The following is a 19,086-nucleotide window of genomic DNA, read 5'->3' on the forward strand; positions in this document are numbered from 1 at the left end:
GGTATAGTTTATACTTAAACAGAACGCTTCTGCAGCAGCTGATGTTGAAAAGCCGTAACTTGTGCCGCTTTTATCAACTGCCCGAAACGTGACCAGAAAAACCATATCTGCTATTGTTTACATTGCCTTCCTGCTTGGTGCCTGTACCTGGCAGGGCTGCTCCAGCACTGCCAAACTGAATGCTACGGCACCGGCTACCACAGCCGCTGCGCTGCCTGCTTATCAACCGAAGCTTTCTTCTGTTTCCATCCCGGTTTCTATCCCCATTGCTGTCCTTGAAGAAAAGCTGAACCAGGAGGTAAACGGTATCCTGTACAAAGACGATAATCTGGAAGGCGATAACGTGGCCGTAACCGTGTCCAAGAAAGGGCGCCTGAGCATACGAGCGGAACGGGATAAAATATACTTCAGCATACCACTGCAGGTGTATGCCAAAGGCCGCTGGAAGTGGGACCCGTGCAAGCTCTGCCCGGCCATCGACAAAACCGAAGATACCAACTTTGATATGGTGCTGAAGACCGAGAGCCGCTTTGGCCTGTCGGAAGATTACAAGATCAACACCATTACGAGCGGCGACTTTGAGTGGGGCAACACCAAACCTGTCATAGAGCTTGGCCCGCTGAAGATCGGACTAGCGCGTTTTGTGGAGCCTGCCATGCGGCAGCAGATGAGCACCCTGGCCAGGCAGTTGGACAAGGAGCTGCAGAGCCGCCTGGACATGCGCAAGTACGTGGCCGATGCCTGGAAACTGGTACAGGAACCGATAAAAGTCGATGATGGGCTGAATGCCTGGCTCAGCATTGTGCCGCAGGAGGTACGTATTGCCCCGATCTATGCACAAAATGGAAACCTGAGCACCCGCATCGGCATTACCTCTTACATCAGCGTCAGCACGAACGGCAAACCACAGCCACAGCCGCTTCGCAACCTGCCCAAGCTGGTGCTGGACAGCCGCCTTTCCGACAACTTCCAGATCGGTCTGACTGCAAATGTTCCTTACGAGCACGCCAGCCAGTTGATGAAAGCGCAGGTAGCGAACCAAACGTATACCTTCGACAATGGCAAAAGCCAGCTGAATGTTAAAGACGCAGCGATATCGCCAAGCGGCGAGCAACTGGTGCTCATGCTGGACGTAGACGGAAAAACCAAGGCCGGATTGTTTACCAAGAAGCTGGTAGGCAAAGTATACCTGAGGGGAACCCCATACTACGATGCCCAGACCACTTCCATCAAGCTGCGCAACGTAGACTACGACCTGGATACAAAAGACAAGTTGCTGACCACAGCCAGCTGGCTTGCCAAAGACAAGTTCAAGGAGATGATCCAGAAGCAGGTGAGCATACCGGTAGAGGCACAACTATCAGACGCCCGGAAAATGCTGCAAAGCACACTCAACCAGCCGGACCGCATGCACGAATCCGTACTGCTGCGTGGCACAATCAAAGAGATTCTCCCAGAAAATATCTACCTGACAACCGGCGGCATAAAGGCGGTAGTAAATGCCACCGGCAACCTGACGGCAACTATAGACAAGTTCTGAGATGAGACATAATTAGGGACAAAAGATAAAAAAGGGGCTGCTAAAGTATAGCAGCCCCTTTTTTATCACACGTTCATTACGTTTTGAGGTACAATGAAGAAAGTCTTATGTCCTGTGTCCCAAATCAAAGCTTCTGAATCGGCTTTGGGCTGTTGAACACAGCAGCAGGCACCTGCGCGGGGGCTGCGATATCGGTGATGAGAAACTCGCCTTTGTCGTTGCTGCGGTTGCCAGCCAGCTTTATACTTCCATAGGTTTTATAGTCGGTCCATCGGCGGGTAAAGGAAGGCTCGGCGTCGTTGAAGTTGCGGTAAAAAGCCCATTGCGTTATCAGCCCCTGCTTTTTATCCACCCATAGTTTGTACTTGTTCTGCGGCGTCAGGCCTACGTTCTCGAAGGTCATTTGCAGCACGTCAGCCACGGCACCATCCATTGTTTTTTCTTCTCCTACATACTTCAGTTGCACGCCCGGGTCCTGCAGTTTAAAAGGCATCACAAGCCAGTACGAGTTGTTGATCCAGAGGGCGTATGCCCGCTCTTTTAACTTTTGAACTTCCTCCTGGCCTGTAAGCTCTTTTCCATCGGCGTATACTTTCCCTTCTTTGGTCTGCGTATCGATGATGGCTACCAGGCTGTCTTTCTCCCAACGAAATTTATTCTGATGCTTGTCCCATACCTGGTACTGCCCGTTGAAAGTCCAGGCCAGGAAACGGGTGTTGTCCCAGCCTTTCTGCCCGCCCATGTTGCGGAGCACTTTCTGGGCAATGGCTTTGGCTTTGGCATCTGTAGTAGCTGCCTGCGCATGGGCTGGTTCCGAGGCAAGAATGTTAAAGAGTAGCGGCAACAGGCAAAGCCAACCGAGTGGCTGCAAAAGTCTTTTCAGGTGCATAGGTTCTTGTTTTTCAGAGAGGTATAAATATACGCAATTCCGGCACATACTGCTGCTGCTACTTCTGTCTTAAGTACAAAATCAACCTAACTTACCTGCTGCCGTATCAGTGTTACACCCGGTAACGAAACATAACAAGTAAAATTGCCTATGGCTGATTTAACTGTAAAGAACGTTCTTCCATTGTTCAAAACTACTGTATCAGAGTTTATGGACAACAACTCCTTCCGCTTGGCAGGTGCGCTTGCGTTTAACGCTATCTTTTCCATACCTCCCCTCCTGATCATCATAATCCAGGTAGCCGGAGCTTTCTTCGGAGAGAAAGCTGTGTCCGGAGAGTTATCGAATCAGATATCGAAAGCGATTGGCCCCGGCGCAGCGCAAGGCATCGAGGATGTTTTGAAAAATGCACAGGTAAGCGGATCGGGTGGCGTTGCGCTCTGGATAGGTATCGGCACCTTGCTTTTTGCCGCCACAACGTTCTTTGCCACGCTGCAGGAGTCGCTTAATACGGTCTGGAACCTGAAAGTAAAGCCAACCAGCGGCATCATGCAGATGCTGAAAGTACGGGTGTTCTCTTTCGGTATTGTGCTGAGTATTGCATTGCTGATGCTGGTATCGCTGCTGATCAGTGCTATTATTTCAATCCTCAGTGATTTCCTGTCTCAGCTCATACCTGGCATTGGGGTCTTCTTCATCAAGCTGATGGACTTTGTGATATCGGTTGGCATTATCACCGCCCTGTTCGCACTCATATACAAGTACCTGCCCGATGCTACCATCCGCTGGAAAGACACCTGGGTAGGCGCTTTTGTGACAGCCATGCTTTTTACCATCGGCAAATTCCTGATAAGCTGGTACATTGGCACCAGCGACCCAGGTTCTGCTTACGGCGCGGCCGGCTCTATCATTGTTATACTTGTCTGGATCTACTATTCTTCCCTTATCGTGTTTTACGGAGCCGAGTTTACACAACAGTATGCGTCTAAAATAGGGCAGCGCATCCGGCCTAAAGAGCATGCCGTGTTTGTGCGGGAGCAGGAAATAACCAGCGACCCGGTGGATAAATCCAGCGGAAGACCACCGTCTGAAGGCCGCTTCAACAAGAATCCGTAAACCGTGTTTTGTTCTTCGTGTTTAGTGTTTCGAAATAATCGAAAACCGTAGCTGGTTAACGATAATCAGCACGTCTTTGCTCCTTCGCATCTGTAACCTGAGGGTACCTTAACTATGGATTTATAATTCGCTTCTCAAAGGCAGCTATAAAAAAGAACCCCGGATGTTCTGTCACCCGGGGTTTATACTTTTAGATCGTGCAATTCGAAACATGAGAAACAAAACGCCAAAAACTAAACAGCCTGCTTCTCTTTTACGGCCAGCTGCCCGCAGGCGGCGTCAATGTCTTTGCCACGGCTGCGGCGCACGTTTACCTGCACCCCACGATCGGCCAGGTAGTAGATAAAATCCTGCCAGCGCTCTTCGTTGGTGTTCACGAAATCGGCGTCTGCAATCGGGTTATACTCGATCAGGTTGATCTTGCAAGGGATGATCTTTGAGAACTGTAGCAGCTCTTCGGCATCCTGCAGCGTATCGTTGAAGTTCTGGAACACGATGTACTCGTAGGTTACCTTGCGGCCTGTTACCTGGTGGTAGTGTTTCAGGGCATCCTTCAGGGCCTCCAGCGAGTTGGTCTCATTGATGGGCATGATCTGGTTGCGCTTCTCGTCGTTTGCCGCATGCAGCGACAAGGCCAGGTTCGCTTTCACGCCGTCATCGGCCATCTTCTTGATCATTTTGGCAATGCCGGCTGTACTCACCGTAATGCGGCGGGCAGCCATACCAAGGCCATCGTGCGCGGTGATGCGCTCAATGCTCTTCATCACGTTGGCATAGTTGAGCATCGGCTCGCCCATGCCCATGTACACAATGTTGGTAAGCGGCTCACCGTACTGTTTCATGCTTTGCTCGTTAATGCGCACCACCTGGTCGTAGATCTCGGCGGCATCGAGATTGCGCACGCGGTCCATGTAGCCGGTCGCGCAGAACTTACAGGTAAGCGAGCAACCCACCTGGCTGCTCACGCAGGCCGTTTTGCGCTCGTCATGCGGTATCAGCACACCTTCTACAATGTTGCTGTCAAAGAGCCTGAAAGCAGACTTGATGGTGCCATCCTTGCTCAGCTGCTCTGTAGCCACCTGCACCGCATTGATAGCGAAGTGCTGTTCCAGCTTCTCGCGCAAGGCAAGGCTCACGTTGTTCATCTCCGCAAACGACTGGATAGAGTGCTTCCAGAGCCACTCGTAGATTTGCTTGGCACGGAAAGGCTTCTCACCCTGCTCCACCAGCCAGGCTTTCAGATCGTCCAGCGTCAGCTTACGGATGTCTTTCTTATTAAGTATAGGTATATCTGCAATCAAAGTCATACTGCAAAATTACAAAAATACTCAGGCTTTAGTTTCAATTTTAGCCTTTACTTCGTTGGGAAGCGCCATTAGTTTTCGCTCCTGGTAGTTGAAGCACAGCATCCCGGTCTTTGCACGGGCAACTTCTTTGCCATGCTGGTTGAGCACGTGGTACGTAATATCGAAGCCATACTTGCTGATATCGTTAAAAGCCAGTTTTATACTTAAGGTATCGCCGTAAAAGCCTTCGCCTTTGTATTCGATTGCCACATCGGCCATGATCATACCTGCGCCACCTATACTTAACTCGCTCCAGCCAAAGTGGCCCAGCAACTGCATGCGTGCTTCGTGCAGGATGGAGAGCAACGCATCGTTGCCCAGGTGGTTGCCATAGTTCAGGTCGGTGATGCGTACCGGAATGCGTGCTTCAAAAACTGTGTGCGTGGGTATCTCTACTTTTATTCTTGCCATCTTCTCTGACTTAGTTCTCTCAATTGCTACTATGAGGCTCCTGTTGCGTCGATTTTCGGCTTAAATTGCCTTATTATTCTAAAATCTGAAGGATTTGTATTGCAGGCAGCCGTTTGCTATGCGTACATTTGTAAAGTAACAGTAAAAAAGATGCATCTCGAAATCAGGCAAACGAAAGACGGTTCCAACACCTTGTATGTGCCCGAACTGAACGAGCACTACCACTCGGTGCATGGGGCTCTGCAGGAGTCGCAGCATGTGTTCGTAAAACACGGGCTGGAACATGTGCTGAGCTCAAAAAAGGACATCAAGATACTGGAAGTTGGTTTCGGCACCGGCCTTAATGCCATACTTACTTTTCCGTTCGCCCTGGCCCAGAAAGCCTTCATACAATACGACTCGCTGGAGAAATACCCGCTGACGCAGGACGTGGTGGAGCAGCTGCATTTCGAAAAATTCATCCTTAACCCTGAACTGTTGGATTACTTCCACCAGCTGCACAAAGCACCCTGGAACGAACCGGTTAACATCATTCCATACTTTACGCTGCAGAAAATACATGAAACGCTGGAGGAATTCGTGCCGCCGCACTCCTACTACGACATTGTATACTTTGATGCTTTTGCTCCGGAAAAGCAGCCCGAACTATGGGCCGATGAAGTGTTTGCCAAGCTGTACAAGGCAGTGCGCCCGGGTGGTGTGCTGGTGACGTACTGCGCCAAAGGCAGCTTCAAGCGCAGCCTCAAAGCTGCCGGTTTCGAAGTGGAAGCGCTGCCAGGCCCTCCGGGCAAGCGCGAAATGACCAGAGGGGTAAAACCTGTGGTATAGCTTCTTTTAGCTCTTCTATACTTTTATACTTCAGTATTCTTTCCTGATTTTGCTACACAGCCTGCCGGCTGCTGGACCAATGCCTGTTACCGTGTATTAAGGCCAACTCCGAAGCAGCAAGCTCATGCCTCACACTTAAAAATTTTATAAATAGGATTTGCTATATATAGTATAAAGTAGCTATTTTGAGTTTGCACTGAATACTGGATACAATTACTAGATAAATGAAACGCATACTTAAAAAAGTTATCACACCCTTCCTGCCATCGTACGAAGTGGTTTGCACCAATTACCAGATCATCCCGGGAATGCCGGTAAACAAAAACCTTTCAAGACACAAGTTTGACAAGGGCGCTGCCGCCGCAGCAAGAGAATTCTACACCAAGGTGATCTCTTCTGATTTCACTAAAACTATGGCCCCTGTAGAAGTGCAGCTGAGAAGGATTTACGTGCTGAACAAAACCGTAGAGCAGGCCGAGTTCGGTCCGGTACAACATCTGAAAAGCCTGAACGCAGGTAAGAAAAAGAAATAAACTTTTACTAAAAGTATAAAAATAGCCCCTCCAGCCTGTGCCGGAGGGGCTATTTTTTTGTGCCTGTACGCAGGTATAAGCTCCTCAGCCAAGCCGCTAACTTCATGCCCTGTGGCTTCGTTTTATTAGTAATAGCAGCAATGCTCAGGTTTCTATTAGATATCGAAAAACAGACTTGGGTCATACTTTCCTGAACTTACCTCGCTCAGCGGTCTATGTTTCGCAGAAAAGCTTATATCATAGCAGCGGTTCTTGTTATCCTGCTCATAGGGTTCAGGATAGCACTACCGTATATTGTGAAGCGCTACGTTAACAAGACGCTGAACGAGCTGCCAGGCTACAATGGCCACGTAGATGATATAGACATTCACCTTTACAGGGGAGCTTATACCATCAAAGGGTTGGTGCTGATAGAAGAAAAAGGAAACCCTACCTATCCTTTCCTGAAGATTCCCCGCACCGACCTTTCTGTTGAATGGAAATCGCTTTTCAAAGGCAAACTGGTAGGGGAAGTAGAAATGGAAGCTCCGCGAATGAATATTGTGGCAGCCCCTGCTACAAAAGAGGCCATCCAACAAACTTCCCAGGAAGACTGGACCAGAGTACTAAAGGACCTGATGCCCATCACCATCAACCGTTTTGTGGTAAACAATGGCTACCTGGCCTACCTCGACTTCGGCGCCAAACCGGATGTTAACCTGCATATAGAAGACATGCATCTGTTAGCCCTGAACCTTGCTAATGTTGAGAATGAGAGGCAGGCGCTCCCTTCCCCTGTAACAATTACAGGCAGATCGGTAGGTGGCGGAAAGTTAAAGGCAGATATGAAAGGCAACTTTCTGAAGAAGATCCCCGACATGGACATAAAAATGCAGCTGACACAGGTAAACCTGACGAGCCTGAATGATATTATCAAAGCCTATGGCAAGTTTGACGTGGAAAGAGGCCGCCTGGACATGTACAGCGAAGTTAAAGTAACGGATGGCCAACTGGACGGCTACATGAAACCATTCTTTGAAGAACTAAAGATTCTTGACTGGGAAAAGGATAAGAAAGAAGACGGCATCCTGCATGCCGCAAAAGAAGCAGTAATTGGCTTGGTTGCAGAGGCAGCAGAAAACCAAAAAAGAGACCAAATTGCGACCCAGGTACCTATAACCGGAAGTATAAACGATCCCAAAACAAACTCCTGGAAAACGTTCCTGCACATACTACGCCATGCATTTATCAAGGCCTTTAACAAAGGGATAGAGAATGAAGCAGGCGGTGGCAATAAGGAAAAGGAAAAGGAAGAGGACAAAAAAGATAAGCAGGATAAAAAGAACAAGGACGACAGGAAGAAGGATTAGCTCTACCTATACGTTGTCATTTCTTCGCCACACTTCTTCTGGCATTACCACGGCATCCAGCGGCACATCAAACGGATTGGGATCGGCTATACTTTCCACGGGTGGCTCCAGCGATAAACCGATCTTCAGCACATCCGGGCGGCAGTCTGCAAGGAAGCGGTCGTAGAAGCCTTTGCCATAGCCGACACGGTGACCGCTCTTATCGAAAGCAAGCAACGGAATCAGTACAATATCTACCTCCGGAGCAAGTATAACATGGGCGTCCTGCGGTTCCGGTATTCCCCAGGGGTTTTCAATCAGTACGGCCTCGTCGGTCAGGTGGTGGTGCGTGAGCACGTTCTGCGCTGCATCTGTTACAGGCACTGCCACTCGTACTTCGGGGTGCTCCAGCCGGATCCGCTCGATAATGGGCCAGGTGTTTACCTCGTTGTTCTTTACAATGGGCAGGAACACATGCACCGTCTGCCCAGGCTTAAGCGGAAAATAGTCGAAAAACAGTTCTGCAATGTGCTCGCTTCGCTGCTGCACTTCTTCAGGAGACAGCGCCCGCCGCCGCTGCAGCATCGTTTTCCGTAGTTCCGCCTTTCGCATTATTCTTCTTCCAGTATGGTAAATTTCAGGTCAAACGGATCAAAGGCCTCAACCAGCGCAGGTATAAAATCTGGGTTGTTGGACTTATAGGTAAGCAGGTTGTCCTGCCGCTCCTGCAGGCTGCTTCCCGGGAACAGCTTTTCCTTCAGGTTTTCCAGTTGTTTAAACGTTTGCTCGTGCTTGTTGTCGCGTGCTTTGGATATTTTTTTCTCCAGCATCTGCAGGGCATTTACCGCCTTCTGCGACTCGGCACCTACGGCTTTTACCAGTGTCGGATCTATACTTTCAGCCAGCTTTTCAACCTCAGCAAAAGCAGCGGCTATACTCTGACGCTGAGCCTCCAGGCTTATTTCTTCTTCATGTAGTTGGCCAGAGAGGTACTTTTTCAGGTCAAGGTAAGGCTGGAACAGCTCTTCCGGCTTTAGGCCCAGTTTGTGCATGCGGCTGGCGTTGCCACGGGTAATGTACAGCGCCGAGTTGCGCAGCATCAGCACCGGAAACGCCACCTGATATGCTTCAAACAATTCCTTTAGCTGGAACCAGTACACAACTTCTGCCCCGCCGCCAATGTAAGCCAGGTTCGGAAGTATAAGCTCTTCGTACAGCGGGCGAAGTATAACATTCGGGCTAAATTGCTCCGGATGCTCCTTAGCCAGTTGCAGCACTTCTTCTTTGCTAAAGCTGATGTCTGTATTCAGCACTTTAAACCTGTCGTCTTCCTCTACAATGCGCTCGCGCACGCCATCGTTCAGGTAAAACAGGTTTATCTCGCGCGAATATACCTGCGGCTTATAACCCAGTTCCTCCAGCTGCGCACTTGTCTCCGATACCAGCTTGTGCGACAGGTGCTCGGTCAGCTCTTTTTGTACAACAGGTGTCAGCGCCTTTTTCAGTTCCTCGTGGTCGCCGTCTATACTTACCAGACCAAACTCGCCAAACAGTGCGTGCGTAATGGCGTGGGTGGCATCGGCTAAGGTTTTGCTGTTGCGGTAGGCTTCTGCAAAAACCGGGTATTGCTCGGGCATCTCCTCCAAAACACGCTCCAGGCCAGTTGTAGAAAAGCGGCCTACGGCACCGGTTTGCTTTGTCTCCCAGGTATACTTTTTCCCGAACAGGTTGAAGTGGTTGATCTCGGCAAAATCGTGGTCTTCGGTTGCCATCCAGTATACCGGCACAAAATTGTAATTCGGGTATCGCTCCTGCAGTTGCTTGCAGGTGTTGATAGCGGTGATGATCTTATACACAAAGTATAGCGGGCCGGTGAAGATGTTAAGCTGGTGGCCAGTCGTGATAGTATAGGTATTTGGCTGTAGCAGCAGGTCCAGGTTGTGCTGCACTTTCGGGTTAATGCCGGTCAGAGAAGTATATTGCTCCTGTAGTGCTTTGTGCAGTGTCTGGCGTTGTTCCTGGCTGAAGCTTTTCTCTTTCAGCTGGGCCTCGAACGCCTCTACAGTCGGGAAGTGGTTATAGAACGGTCGAAGCTTTTCGCTGCAACAAAGGTAGTCGGTTATAGTCTGGGAGAAGGCGCCGGTGGCGGCGTAATCCATCTTGGTGATCTTCATGGTTGTTACTTCCATCTGCAGTGCGTTTGAAGATGTACGTTAGCCTTTTAAACAGCTTTTCGTGATTTGAGTTGCAGCCGCCTTATACTTTGCCGGCCACGCCACAAAGTACGGGTTTTATTTTTTGATTTGCAGATGATCCGATAGAAAGCAGCAGACAAAGGATAAGCAGCAAGCTAGGCCACGCTCACAGCGGCTGGTAAGTTTACCTGAGGTGAGTGTTAAAGCTGCCGAATATGTTTATACTTAAGTTACTTCTATCTGTTTCTTACGTTTATGCTCGTACCGGCAAACTCTTGAACTAACAGAAAACTATGGGAATACTAAATGGCATTATGGGGCACGCTTCGGAGGTGTCCCTGGAAAAAATTGCAAGCGAATTTCAACCGATCCTGCTCGGAGACGAGCGGCTGGAAAAAGCCTTCCGACTGATACGCGATATGCTCGTGTTCACGAACAAGCGGCTCATACTTGTAAACAAGCAGGGCATTACCGGCTCTAAAACCGATTACCAGAGCATTCCATACTCCAGCATCAAAATGTTTTCCAAAGAAAGCGCCGGCATGCTGGACCTGGACGCCGAGCTCAAGATATGGCTGACCGGCGAGTCTGAGCCAACGATAAAACAGCATTTCGGGAGAGGCAACAACATCAACGATGCCTACCTGGTGCTGAGCAAATATGTGCTGAAATGACCTCCTCCTAACCCCCTCCTAAAAACAGGAGGAGGTTATTCAGCTATTATTGAATAAGGCTGCTATACTTAGTAGCACCAGTTCCGGTTGTTCAAAAACCTCGCTGTTTCTGACACGGAGAACTTTGTAGCCCATGTGCTCCAGCGTTTCGTCGCGCACTTCATCATTTGCTATGGCTTCTGCAGTATCATGCACTGAGCCATCTACCTCCAACACGAGCTTTTCAGAGGCGCAATAGAAGTCAACAATATAGTTGCCAATACTGTGCTGCCTCCTGAATTTACGACCTCCTAGCTTGTGCTTGCGCAGCAATCTCCATAACTCTTCCTCAGCAGGAGTCATGTTCTTTCTCAAAATTGAGCGTTCCTGCCTCAAAGCTGGTAGACTGTGTAGCTGATCTCTCCTCATGCATTTATACTTTGCCGGCTAACATTACTCCGCTATCAACCTGTTCCAAACACACAAAAATACCCCCTCCTGTTTTTAGGAGGGGGCTAGGGGGAGGTAAAACAAAAGCCCTGCAAGTTATACTTGCAGGGCTTATCTGTATAATCTAATGTCTTAAACAACCACTTCCCCATACAGGTCGAAGTCAGACGAGTCTGTGATCTTTACATTAGCAAAATCACCGAGACGTACGTACTGGTTGTCGGCTGACACTAGCACTTCGTTGTCTACCTCCGGTGAGTCGTACTGGGTACGGCCCACAAAGTAGCCGCTTTCTTTGCGATCAAAAAGCACTTTATACGTCTTGCCAACTTTCTCCTCGTTCAGCTCCACTGAGATACCCTGCTGAAGCTCCATGATAGCATCAGCACGCTCCTGCTTCACTTCATCCGGCACGTTATCCTCCAGAGTGAAGGCGTGCGTATTTTCTTCGTGCGAGTAGGTGAAGATACCCAAGCGGTCGAAGCGGGTCTCTTCTACCCAATCGTACAGCTCCTGGAAATCCTGATCTGTTTCGCCCGGGTGACCGGCAATCAGCGTAGTACGCAAAGCTATGTCCGGCACGCGCTGACGGATCTGATCTACCAGTTCAATGGTACGGCGCTTGCTGATGCCGCGGCGCATGGTCTTGAGCATGTTATCGGAAACGTGCTGCAACGGCATGTCCAGGTACTTGCAGATGTTCTCGCGCTCATTCATCACGTCAAACACCTCCATCGGGAACTGCGACGGGTACGCATACTGCATGCGAATCCATTCGATGCCATTTACATCCGAAAGGTTTCTTAAAAGATCAGCCAGCTTACGCTCGCCGTAGTGCTGCAAGCCATAATAAGTAAGATCCTGTGCAATAAGGATAAGCTCTTTTGTACCCATACTTGCCAGGCGCTTTGCTTCCTTCACCAGGTCCTCGATTGGACGATCCACGTGCTTGCCGCGCATGAGTGGAATAGCACAGAAAGAGCAAGGGCGGTTACAGCCTTCTGCAATTTTAAAGTAGGCAAAATGCGAAGGCGTCGTGATCAGGCGCTCGCCGATCAGCTCGTGCTTGTAATCCGCTTCCAGCTTTTTGAGGAGCTGCGGCATTTCCAGTGTACCAAAGTAAGCGTCTACTTGCGGTATCTCTACCTCCAGTGAATCTTTGTAGCGCTGCGAAAGGCAACCTGTCACATATAATTTATCGATGCTGCCGGCCTCTTTTGCTTCGGCATAGCGAAGTATGGTATCAATCGACTCCTGCTTGGCATTGTCGATAAAGCCGCAGGTATTAATGATGATGATGTTGGAATCGTCTTTATCAGACTCGTGTGCCACATCAAATTCGTTGGCACGCAATTGGCCCATCAGCACTTCGGAATCCACCAGGTTTTTAGAGCAGCCCAGCGTGATTACGTTTACCTTGTCCTTCTTTAATGTTCTTACCTTCACGTATTAATAACTTGCGTTGTAGTTGATCAGAAACTCCACCGTTGTCACCTGCCCTTCCTTCACCTCCACCGGAAAAACGTTGTTTTCTCCGTCGAAGAGGTTCGCATACAGCCCCTTCTCTTCTTTCGTGAAAAGGCTATACTTGCCGGGCTTCAGGCTAACTGCAAAGTTACCGTTAGCATCTGTAACAACCTGAGTGACTAATTTAGTTTGAATGTTGGTGTGAAAAACACCTTCTTGTGTAGTGGCTTGTGTGCCGTTGGTTAGTTCGTAGATGTAGAGGGTGCGCGCTACACCACGTTTTCCACTGGTTTGTGGCGCATCTGGCGAGGGCATCCGGTTGCCGGACTCCCATAGTACACGCCCCTGTATTCCCTGCTTTACTTTCATTTGCTGAGTGCCTTGCGCCTTCAGGTCCTGCTCCTGTGGCGACTCCATACTTTGCTGCGGCGACTTACTTGTACCGTTGCAAAACGTCAGAAGCAGCGACAGGCTAATGAACAGCAGCTTTTCCATAAAAGCAGGGTAAAAGAACTTATTTACGCGAGAAGAACGACTCTACAAACTGCTGCTTATCGAACAGCTGCAGGTCTTCAATTTTCTCGCCTACGCCGATATACTTCACCGGAATTTTGAATTCGTCAGAAATACCGATCACCACACCACCTTTGGCCGTGCCGTCCAATTTGGTAATAGCAAGCGCCGTAACATCGGTAGCCTTGGTAAACTCACGTGCCTGGATAAGAGCATTCTGTCCGGTGCTACCGTCCAGTACCAGCAGTACCTCATGCGGAGCAACCGGAATCACTTTCTCCATCACACGTTTAATCTTAGCCAGCTCGTTCATCAGACCCACCTTGTTATGCAGTCGGCCGGCAGTATCAATAATCACCACATCGGCGTCCATCTCTACACCTTTCTTCACAGCGTCATACGCTACCGAGGCAGGGTCCGTGTTCATGCCATGCGAGATCACCGGCACGCCTACGCGGTCGCCCCAGATGATGAGCTGATCCACAGCAGCCGCACGGAAGGTATCGGCAGCACCCAGTACTACTTTCTTTCCGGCCTTGTGGAACTGAGCAGCCAGTTTACCAATGGTAGTGGTTTTGCCAACGCCGTTCACACCAACCACCATGATCACGTAAGGCTTTGTATTGGCCGGCAGGTCGAAGTTGGCGCCGTCTCCGGCACGGTTCTCTTCCAGCAAAGCCGCAATTTCCTCACGCAGAATGCGGTCCAGCTCCGACGTATTCACATACTTGTCGCGGGCCACACGCTTTTCGATGCGGTCGATGATCTTTACGGTTGTTTCCACCCCCACATCTGCATGCACCAGGATTTCTTCCAGTTCGTCGAGCACCTCCACATCTACCGTGGATTTACCCATAACGGCCTTGTTCAGCTGGCCAAAAAAGCTGGTTTTTGTTTTCTCCAGCCCCTTATCCAGCGATTCCTGTTTCTTTTCTTTACTGAAAAAGTCAAAAATGCCCATTGCAAGAATTATGTAGGGTGAAAGCTATGGCGGTGATACGGTAATATACTAAAAAAGTCCCAGCAAATGGGACTTCTTCGTGTAATCTATCTATAAAAAGTAGAGTAGGCTGTATTATTTTCTAGCAAGTACTTCCTGTACTTTGTCAACAGGCACCATTTCTTCTTTAAAGCTGTAAGCACCAGTTTTTGGAGACTTAACGGCTTTGATCACTTTTGCCCAATCTTTACCTGTAGAGGTCTTAAGGGTCGCAACTACCTTCTTAGCCATGGTTATTTAATTTCTTTATGTACAGTAACTTTTTTCAACACAGGGTTATACTTCTTAAGCTCGATACGCTCAGGAGTGTTCTTTCTGTTTTTGGTAGTGATGTACCTTGAAGTACCAGGCATGCCAGAGTTCTTATGCTCTGTGCACTCCATAATTACCTGGATTCTATTACCTTTTGCTTTTTTAGCCATCTCAACAGTAATTTTTTATTTAGGACTGCAAATATAATTGCTTAAATCTCTAATTACAAACAAAGTATAAATTTTCTTGCGAAGTACTTTTTCAGGCCCGTGAGAGCGTTTTTTACTGAACAGCAAAATGCTTAATCCAGTTTCGGCAGCGTGAAATCTTCCAGTGCGCTTGGCTGTGCCATTACCTTCTCAATTTCGGTAACCGTGCGTGGTGCCAGATTCGATAGGTTTTCCCAACCCTTCTCCGTGATCAGGATATCATCCTCGATACGAACGCCTATACCCCACCATTTCTTATCACAAGGGCTGCCCTCCGGTATGTAAATCCCCGGCTCCACGGTTATCACCGTATTAGGCCGGAAAGCGCCGTAGGTTCCTGCATCGTGCACATCCAACCCGAGGTAGTGCGACGTACCGTGCGGAAAGTATTGGCGCACTGATGCTTTGTCTTTAATGATCCCAAGCTTTTGCAAGCCTTCTGCTATTACCTCCTGTGCCGCTTTGCCGGGCGCCTGGAAAGAATTACCCACCCTGCACTGCTTAAAGCCTGCTTCCTGGGCCTTTAGTACAAGCTCGTAAATAGCTTTCTGCTCCGGGGTGAATTTTCCGTTGGCCGGTATGGTGCGTGTTACGTCTGCCGTATAGCCTCCGTACTCAGCCCCTACATCCATCAGCACCAGCTCATTTCCGAGCTTAGGTTTAGAACTGTCGATGTAATGCAGCACACAACCGTTGTTACCGGCCCCAACTATAGATGGATACCCGACATGCTGCGCGCCATACTTCTTGTGCACAAACTCATGCACACCCTGCACTTCCATCTCGGACATGCCCGGATGCATGACTTTCATCACTTCGATCTGCCCTTGCGCAGATATCGTTACAGCCTTTCGCAGCAGCGCCAGTTCTTCTTCTGTTTTCTCTTCCCGCATTTCGCCCAGCAGCGTTCCCAGCGAGTAGGTATCTATTTTAGGAAGCGGAATGGCAGCCACGGCTTTGGTTCGGGAACGTGCGTCTGTCGCCTCCAGGTATGCTTTTAAATACTTGTCGTTGCGCAACGCAGGCTCCTGCTGCAGTGCATCCTGCAGGTAGGCCTTTACTTCTTTAGGCTGCGCCATGCCCTGTGCCCGGGTTACCGCATGCAGCATACCGCGCGTAGCATTGAACGAATCAGCCAATCCGACTTTGGTCTTAAACTGCTGCAGCAAACTGTACAGGTCCGCCTGGTCAGAGGCGTCGTCACGCACATCGTGCGGAAGCTCGTTTATGAAGATAAACTGTAGCTTGGCCGTATCGATCGGGAAAGAGGCAAAACCAGTGTTGGGCAGTGTAACTATATCCAGCGCTTTGGCGGCGCCTTCTACTCCGAGGCGTTTGCCGTTCCAGAGCTCGTGTTTCGGATCGTTCGGCTGAACGAACAACACCTCGCTGGTTTGCTTGCCGCCAATTTGCTGCGGTTCTGAAAAGAGCAGCAGCACGGCGTTCGGCTCTTTGTAGCCGGTCAGATAGTAGAAGTTCGGGTCCTGGTGGAAATAATAATCCACATCATTGGCCCGGTTCCGTACAGGGTTAGCAAAAAAAGCAGCAACGGAGCGAGGCGGTAACTGCTTGCGCAGCTGCTCTCTCCGTTGCTGATGAAATTTTTTATCTAAAGTATCAGATGGCTTGTCCGGGTTGGTGCGAGCCTGGGCAGGGGCTATCACAAGCGTGGCCCATACCAGCAGTACGCACAGCCGGAAGGCGGCCATTAGTACAGGATGTAGCCTTGCTCTACTGCTTTCTTCAACACTGCAGAAATACCGTTCTTGCTGATAGTTCTGATAGCTGAAGTAGAAACTTTAAGTGTTACCCAAGCATCTTCCTCCGGGATGTAAAAACGCTTCTTCTGAAGGTTTGGATAGAACTTACGCTTCGTCTTATTGTTAGCGTGAGATACGTTGTTACCTACGCGTGGTCTTTTTCCTGTTAAATCGCAAACTCGTGCCATCTTGTATTTTCTTCTAAATTATTTCAATGGGGTGCAAATCTCTGCAAAAAGATACAGAAAGTCAAAGTTATAGAGAATATTTTTAGAAAAACGCGCTGCATAGCCGCTGCAGGCTGTTTTAAACTACTGGTTGCGCTCTTCCCCGCCCTGATATTCCTTTTGCTTTTTCCTGAAGCCGTAAGGGCAATGGCGGCAACCGTTCTGGCAGCAGTAGCCCCTTTTCAGGTGGTACTTTGCCGTAAAAACCATCAGCCCCTGCTCGTTCAGGTAATAATCTTCGCCTTCTTTTATCTGTCGGCTCAATGCGTATACTATGTTTTAAAGTACAAATAACGGAAAATAAGTGCCTTCTACCAAAAATCGAACGCCTCCTTGCTCTGTACCTTTCGCCTGCCTCGTTATTATTTTATTTAATTCCCTGTGTACTTCTGGCAGGTTGTACCCATTTCTGTCACCTAAAACAAGAAGCGCCTATGCCCGTCTATCAAACCTTCAGAGAAGCCATCAGCTCCATGCGCTACCGTGGCTTTGTCAACACGTTTACGATCCAGCACCAGCGCATTTTTTGCCCTGAGCTCGATACAACCATCTCTCCCGGTCAGCTCACGCTGCTGGAGCAACACACCGTGCAGGCACCCACACTGGAAGGGCAGCGGGAAGTATACGGTTTCCGCACAGCAAACAATGAGCTAGGCATCATGACCGACACGTATGCCACATATGACCCGCAGGGGTTTACAGCCATTATAGCTCGGTGCCACCAGGCAGGAGCCGGACGGGCGTAAGCACGAGCAGGCAACCCTTAAACAAGCGGCAGATTTTTAAGTCAGGCTGATTTCGTTATTTTTACAACAATAAACCGTTTTTCCTGTAAAAATATAGCCAGAGCCACGGGCCACTTCTGTCCTGCTCTCGCCTTAAATCAGAAACAGCTTAACGTATAAAACTATGAGCATGCTATCCATTACCTCCAGCCAGCAGGCAATCGACACCGAGCATCAGTATGGCGCCCACAACTATCATCCGCTACCGGTAGTGCTTACCCGCGGCGAGGGCGTGCACCTGTGGGATGTAGAAGGCAAACATTATTTCGATTTCCTGTCGGCTTACAGCGCCGTGAACCAGGGCCATTGCCACCCGCGCATTATTGAAGCACTGATAGAGCAGGCACAGCAACTGACCCTTACCTCCCGCGCTTTTTACAACGACAAACTGGGCATTGCAGAGAAGTATATTTGCGAGCTCTTCGGCTACGATAAGTCTCTGTTCATGAACTCCGGCGCTGAGGCCGTAGAAACAGCGATCAAACTGGCGCGCAAGTGGGGCTACACAAAGAAAGGCATCGCGCCACATAATGCTGAGATCATAGTAGTGGAGCACAACTTCCATGGCCGCACCACCGGCATCATCTCCTTCTCCACCGACCCGGATTCTACCAAAGGCTTTGGCCCTTACATGCCGGGCTACAAGGTCATTCCTTATAATGATATAAACGCGCTGGAGCAGGCCCTGAAGGAGAACCCGAACGTATGCGGTTTCCTGGTAGAGCCAATTCAGGGCGAGGCGGGCGTAATGGTCCCAGACCAGGGATACCTGTCCAGGGCACACGCGCTTTGCAAAGAGTACAATGTGCTGCTGATGGCCGATGAGATCCAGACGGGTATTGGTCGTACCGGCAAGCTGCTGGCTTCGTATTATGATGATGTAAAAGCCGACATCCTTATACTTGGCAAGGCACTTTCGGGCGGTGTACTGCCGGTTTCCTGTGTGCTGGCCAACGACGACATCATGCTGTGCATAAAGCCCGGTGAGCACGGCTCTACGTTTGGCGGCAACCCGATGGCAGCCGCTGTAGCCATTGCAGCCCTGGAGGTGATCCGGGAAGAGAACCTGACGGAGAACGCCCGCGTGCTGGGCGAGGTTTTCCGGGAGCGCATGGAGCGCCTGAAGGCCAAGCGTCCGGAACTGGTAACGCTGGTTCGGGGCAGAGGCTTGCTGAATGCCATTGTCATCAACCCGACCCCGGACGGACGTACTGCCTGGGACGTGTGCGTGAGGCTCATGGAAACCGGTCTGCTGGCCAAGCCAACCCACGGCGACATTATCCGCTTCGCTCCGCCGTTGGTTATCACCGAAGAACAGCTGCACGAGTGCTGCGATATTATCGAAAACGTGATTCTGAACTTTTAAGAAAGTATAAGCTATACTTCAGGAAAAGGGTGAGGCAGTAGCTTCACCCTTTTTTGTTTTATAACCTGGATGCTGTAATTGGAAAAGCTATACTTTATACTTTAGATAGTGAGTTAGCTTTCCCCCTGCCCCAATGCTGTCAGTTTAAGCGTTCCCGTTTGCCGCTATTGTGTGTTCTCACCAACAACTTGCTTTTGCTATACTTCGAAGTATAAGCT

Annotated in this window: 22 protein-coding genes; 8 read left to right on the forward strand and 14 right to left on the reverse strand. The window is 49.6% G+C overall.

Features of this window, described 5'->3' with window-relative positions; all coding sequences use genetic code 11:
- Positions 1-88: 88 nt before the first annotated feature.
- Positions 89-1,540, forward strand: coding sequence for a DUF4403 family protein (locus tag MJ611_RS04325; protein ID WP_250428282.1), 1,452 nt, complete (start codon positions 89-91; stop codon positions 1,538-1,540).
- Between the two features lie 124 nt (positions 1,541-1,664).
- Here MJ611_RS04325 and MJ611_RS04330 read toward each other — a convergent pair whose 3' ends face one another.
- Positions 1,665-2,429: a DUF6503 family protein gene (locus tag MJ611_RS04330; protein WP_250428283.1), complete on the reverse strand. Its 765-nt coding sequence runs from the start codon at positions 2,427-2,429 to the stop codon at positions 1,665-1,667.
- A 150-nt stretch (positions 2,430-2,579) separates the two neighbouring features.
- Here MJ611_RS04330 and MJ611_RS04335 point away from each other — a divergent pair, with 150 nt between their 5' ends.
- A complete protein-coding gene (locus MJ611_RS04335; RefSeq protein WP_250428284.1) occupies positions 2,580-3,545 on the forward strand; it encodes a YihY/virulence factor BrkB family protein in 966 nt (321 codons plus the stop codon).
- A gap of 233 nt (positions 3,546-3,778) precedes the next feature.
- Here MJ611_RS04335 and rlmN read toward each other — a convergent pair whose 3' ends face one another.
- Both rlmN and MJ611_RS04345 read right to left on the reverse strand, forming a co-directional pair.
- Positions 3,779-4,852, reverse strand: coding sequence for a 23S rRNA (adenine(2503)-C(2))-methyltransferase RlmN (rlmN, locus tag MJ611_RS04340; RefSeq protein ID WP_250428285.1), 1,074 nt, complete (start codon positions 4,850-4,852; stop codon positions 3,779-3,781).
- Between the two features lie 21 nt (positions 4,853-4,873).
- Positions 4,874-5,302, reverse strand: coding sequence for an acyl-CoA thioesterase (locus MJ611_RS04345; RefSeq protein ID WP_250428286.1), 429 nt, complete (start codon positions 5,300-5,302; stop codon positions 4,874-4,876).
- Between the two features lie 150 nt (positions 5,303-5,452).
- Here MJ611_RS04345 and mnmD point away from each other — a divergent pair, with 150 nt between their 5' ends.
- The 3 genes from mnmD (at position 5,453) to MJ611_RS04360 (ending at position 8,012) form a co-directional block, all read left to right on the forward strand.
- Positions 5,453-6,130, forward strand: a complete 678-nt coding sequence (mnmD, locus tag MJ611_RS04350; RefSeq protein WP_250428287.1) for a tRNA (5-methylaminomethyl-2-thiouridine)(34)-methyltransferase MnmD — start codon at positions 5,453-5,455, stop codon at positions 6,128-6,130.
- Between the two features lie 224 nt (positions 6,131-6,354).
- Complete coding sequence (locus tag MJ611_RS04355) at positions 6,355-6,663, forward strand: hypothetical protein (protein WP_250428288.1); 309 nt, start codon at positions 6,355-6,357, stop codon at positions 6,661-6,663.
- A 215-nt stretch (positions 6,664-6,878) separates the two neighbouring features.
- On the forward strand, positions 6,879-8,012 hold the full coding sequence (locus MJ611_RS04360; RefSeq protein WP_377496122.1) for a DUF748 domain-containing protein: 1,134 nt from the start codon (positions 6,879-6,881) through the stop codon (positions 8,010-8,012).
- 6 nt (positions 8,013-8,018) lie between these two features.
- On the opposite strand, the gene MJ611_RS04365 is transcribed toward MJ611_RS04360, so the two are convergent.
- Both MJ611_RS04365 and bshC read right to left on the reverse strand, forming a co-directional pair.
- Positions 8,019-8,603, reverse strand: a complete 585-nt coding sequence (locus tag MJ611_RS04365; RefSeq protein ID WP_250428290.1) for a 5-formyltetrahydrofolate cyclo-ligase — start codon at positions 8,601-8,603, stop codon at positions 8,019-8,021.
- Positions 8,603-10,180: a bacillithiol biosynthesis cysteine-adding enzyme BshC gene (gene bshC / locus MJ611_RS04370; RefSeq protein WP_250428291.1), complete on the reverse strand. Its 1,578-nt coding sequence runs from the start codon at positions 10,178-10,180 to the stop codon at positions 8,603-8,605. Before bshC ends, MJ611_RS04365 begins: the two co-directional genes overlap by 1 nt.
- Positions 10,181-10,479: 299 nt before the next feature.
- On the opposite strand from bshC, the gene MJ611_RS04375 reads away from it, so the two are divergent.
- Positions 10,480-10,860, forward strand: coding sequence for a PH domain-containing protein (locus MJ611_RS04375; protein WP_250428292.1), 381 nt, complete (start codon positions 10,480-10,482; stop codon positions 10,858-10,860).
- 39 nt (positions 10,861-10,899) lie between these two features.
- On the opposite strand, the gene MJ611_RS04380 is transcribed toward MJ611_RS04375, so the two are convergent.
- The 9 genes from MJ611_RS04380 to MJ611_RS04420 form a co-directional block, all read right to left on the reverse strand.
- Complete coding sequence (locus tag MJ611_RS04380) at positions 10,900-11,214, reverse strand: endonuclease domain-containing protein (protein WP_250428293.1); 315 nt, start codon at positions 11,212-11,214, stop codon at positions 10,900-10,902.
- Between the two features lie 207 nt (positions 11,215-11,421).
- Positions 11,422-12,735 carry a 30S ribosomal protein S12 methylthiotransferase RimO gene (rimO, locus tag MJ611_RS04385; RefSeq protein ID WP_250428294.1) on the reverse strand — a complete coding sequence of 438 codons (1,314 nt, stop codon included), beginning with the start codon at positions 12,733-12,735 and terminating at the stop codon, positions 11,422-11,424.
- 3 nt (positions 12,736-12,738) lie between these two features.
- Positions 12,739-13,251 carry a carboxypeptidase-like regulatory domain-containing protein gene (locus MJ611_RS04390; protein WP_250428295.1) on the reverse strand — a complete coding sequence of 171 codons (513 nt, stop codon included), beginning with the start codon at positions 13,249-13,251 and terminating at the stop codon, positions 12,739-12,741.
- A gap of 19 nt (positions 13,252-13,270) precedes the next feature.
- The gene (gene ftsY, locus MJ611_RS04395) at positions 13,271-14,230 is read right to left on the reverse strand and encodes a signal recognition particle-docking protein FtsY (protein ID WP_250428296.1); all 960 of its coding nucleotides are present in this window, start codon (positions 14,228-14,230) and stop codon (positions 13,271-13,273) included.
- A gap of 114 nt (positions 14,231-14,344) precedes the next feature.
- Entirely contained in the window at positions 14,345-14,500 is a 156-nt protein-coding gene (locus tag MJ611_RS04400) for a DUF4295 domain-containing protein (protein ID WP_250428297.1), read from the reverse strand.
- A 2-nt stretch (positions 14,501-14,502) separates the two neighbouring features.
- Positions 14,503-14,691 carry a 50S ribosomal protein L33 gene (gene rpmG / locus MJ611_RS04405; RefSeq protein WP_250428298.1) on the reverse strand — a complete coding sequence of 63 codons (189 nt, stop codon included), beginning with the start codon at positions 14,689-14,691 and terminating at the stop codon, positions 14,503-14,505.
- Between the two features lie 131 nt (positions 14,692-14,822).
- Positions 14,823-16,439 carry an aminopeptidase P family protein gene (locus MJ611_RS04410; RefSeq protein WP_250428299.1) on the reverse strand — a complete coding sequence of 539 codons (1,617 nt, stop codon included), beginning with the start codon at positions 16,437-16,439 and terminating at the stop codon, positions 14,823-14,825.
- The gene (gene rpmB / locus MJ611_RS04415) at positions 16,439-16,678 is read right to left on the reverse strand and encodes a 50S ribosomal protein L28 (RefSeq protein WP_250428300.1); all 240 of its coding nucleotides are present in this window, start codon (positions 16,676-16,678) and stop codon (positions 16,439-16,441) included. The genes MJ611_RS04410 and rpmB overlap by 1 nt, the downstream gene beginning before the upstream one ends.
- A gap of 123 nt (positions 16,679-16,801) precedes the next feature.
- Positions 16,802-16,993 (reverse strand): DUF5522 domain-containing protein, encoded by a 192-nt coding sequence (locus MJ611_RS04420; RefSeq protein ID WP_250428772.1) that lies wholly within the window; start codon positions 16,991-16,993, stop codon positions 16,802-16,804.
- A gap of 158 nt (positions 16,994-17,151) precedes the next feature.
- Between MJ611_RS04420 and MJ611_RS04425 the strand changes: the two genes are divergently transcribed.
- Positions 17,152-17,463 carry a hypothetical protein gene (locus tag MJ611_RS04425; RefSeq protein WP_250428301.1) on the forward strand — a complete coding sequence of 104 codons (312 nt, stop codon included), beginning with the start codon at positions 17,152-17,154 and terminating at the stop codon, positions 17,461-17,463.
- Between the two features lie 163 nt (positions 17,464-17,626).
- Positions 17,627-18,868, forward strand: a complete 1,242-nt coding sequence (gene rocD / locus MJ611_RS04430) for an ornithine--oxo-acid transaminase (RefSeq protein ID WP_317233132.1) — start codon at positions 17,627-17,629, stop codon at positions 18,866-18,868.
- Positions 18,869-19,086 lie beyond the last annotated feature (218 nt).

The organism is Pontibacter ruber (genome assembly GCF_023630205.1).
GTDB lineage: Bacteria > Bacteroidota > Bacteroidia > Cytophagales > Hymenobacteraceae > Pontibacter > Pontibacter ruber.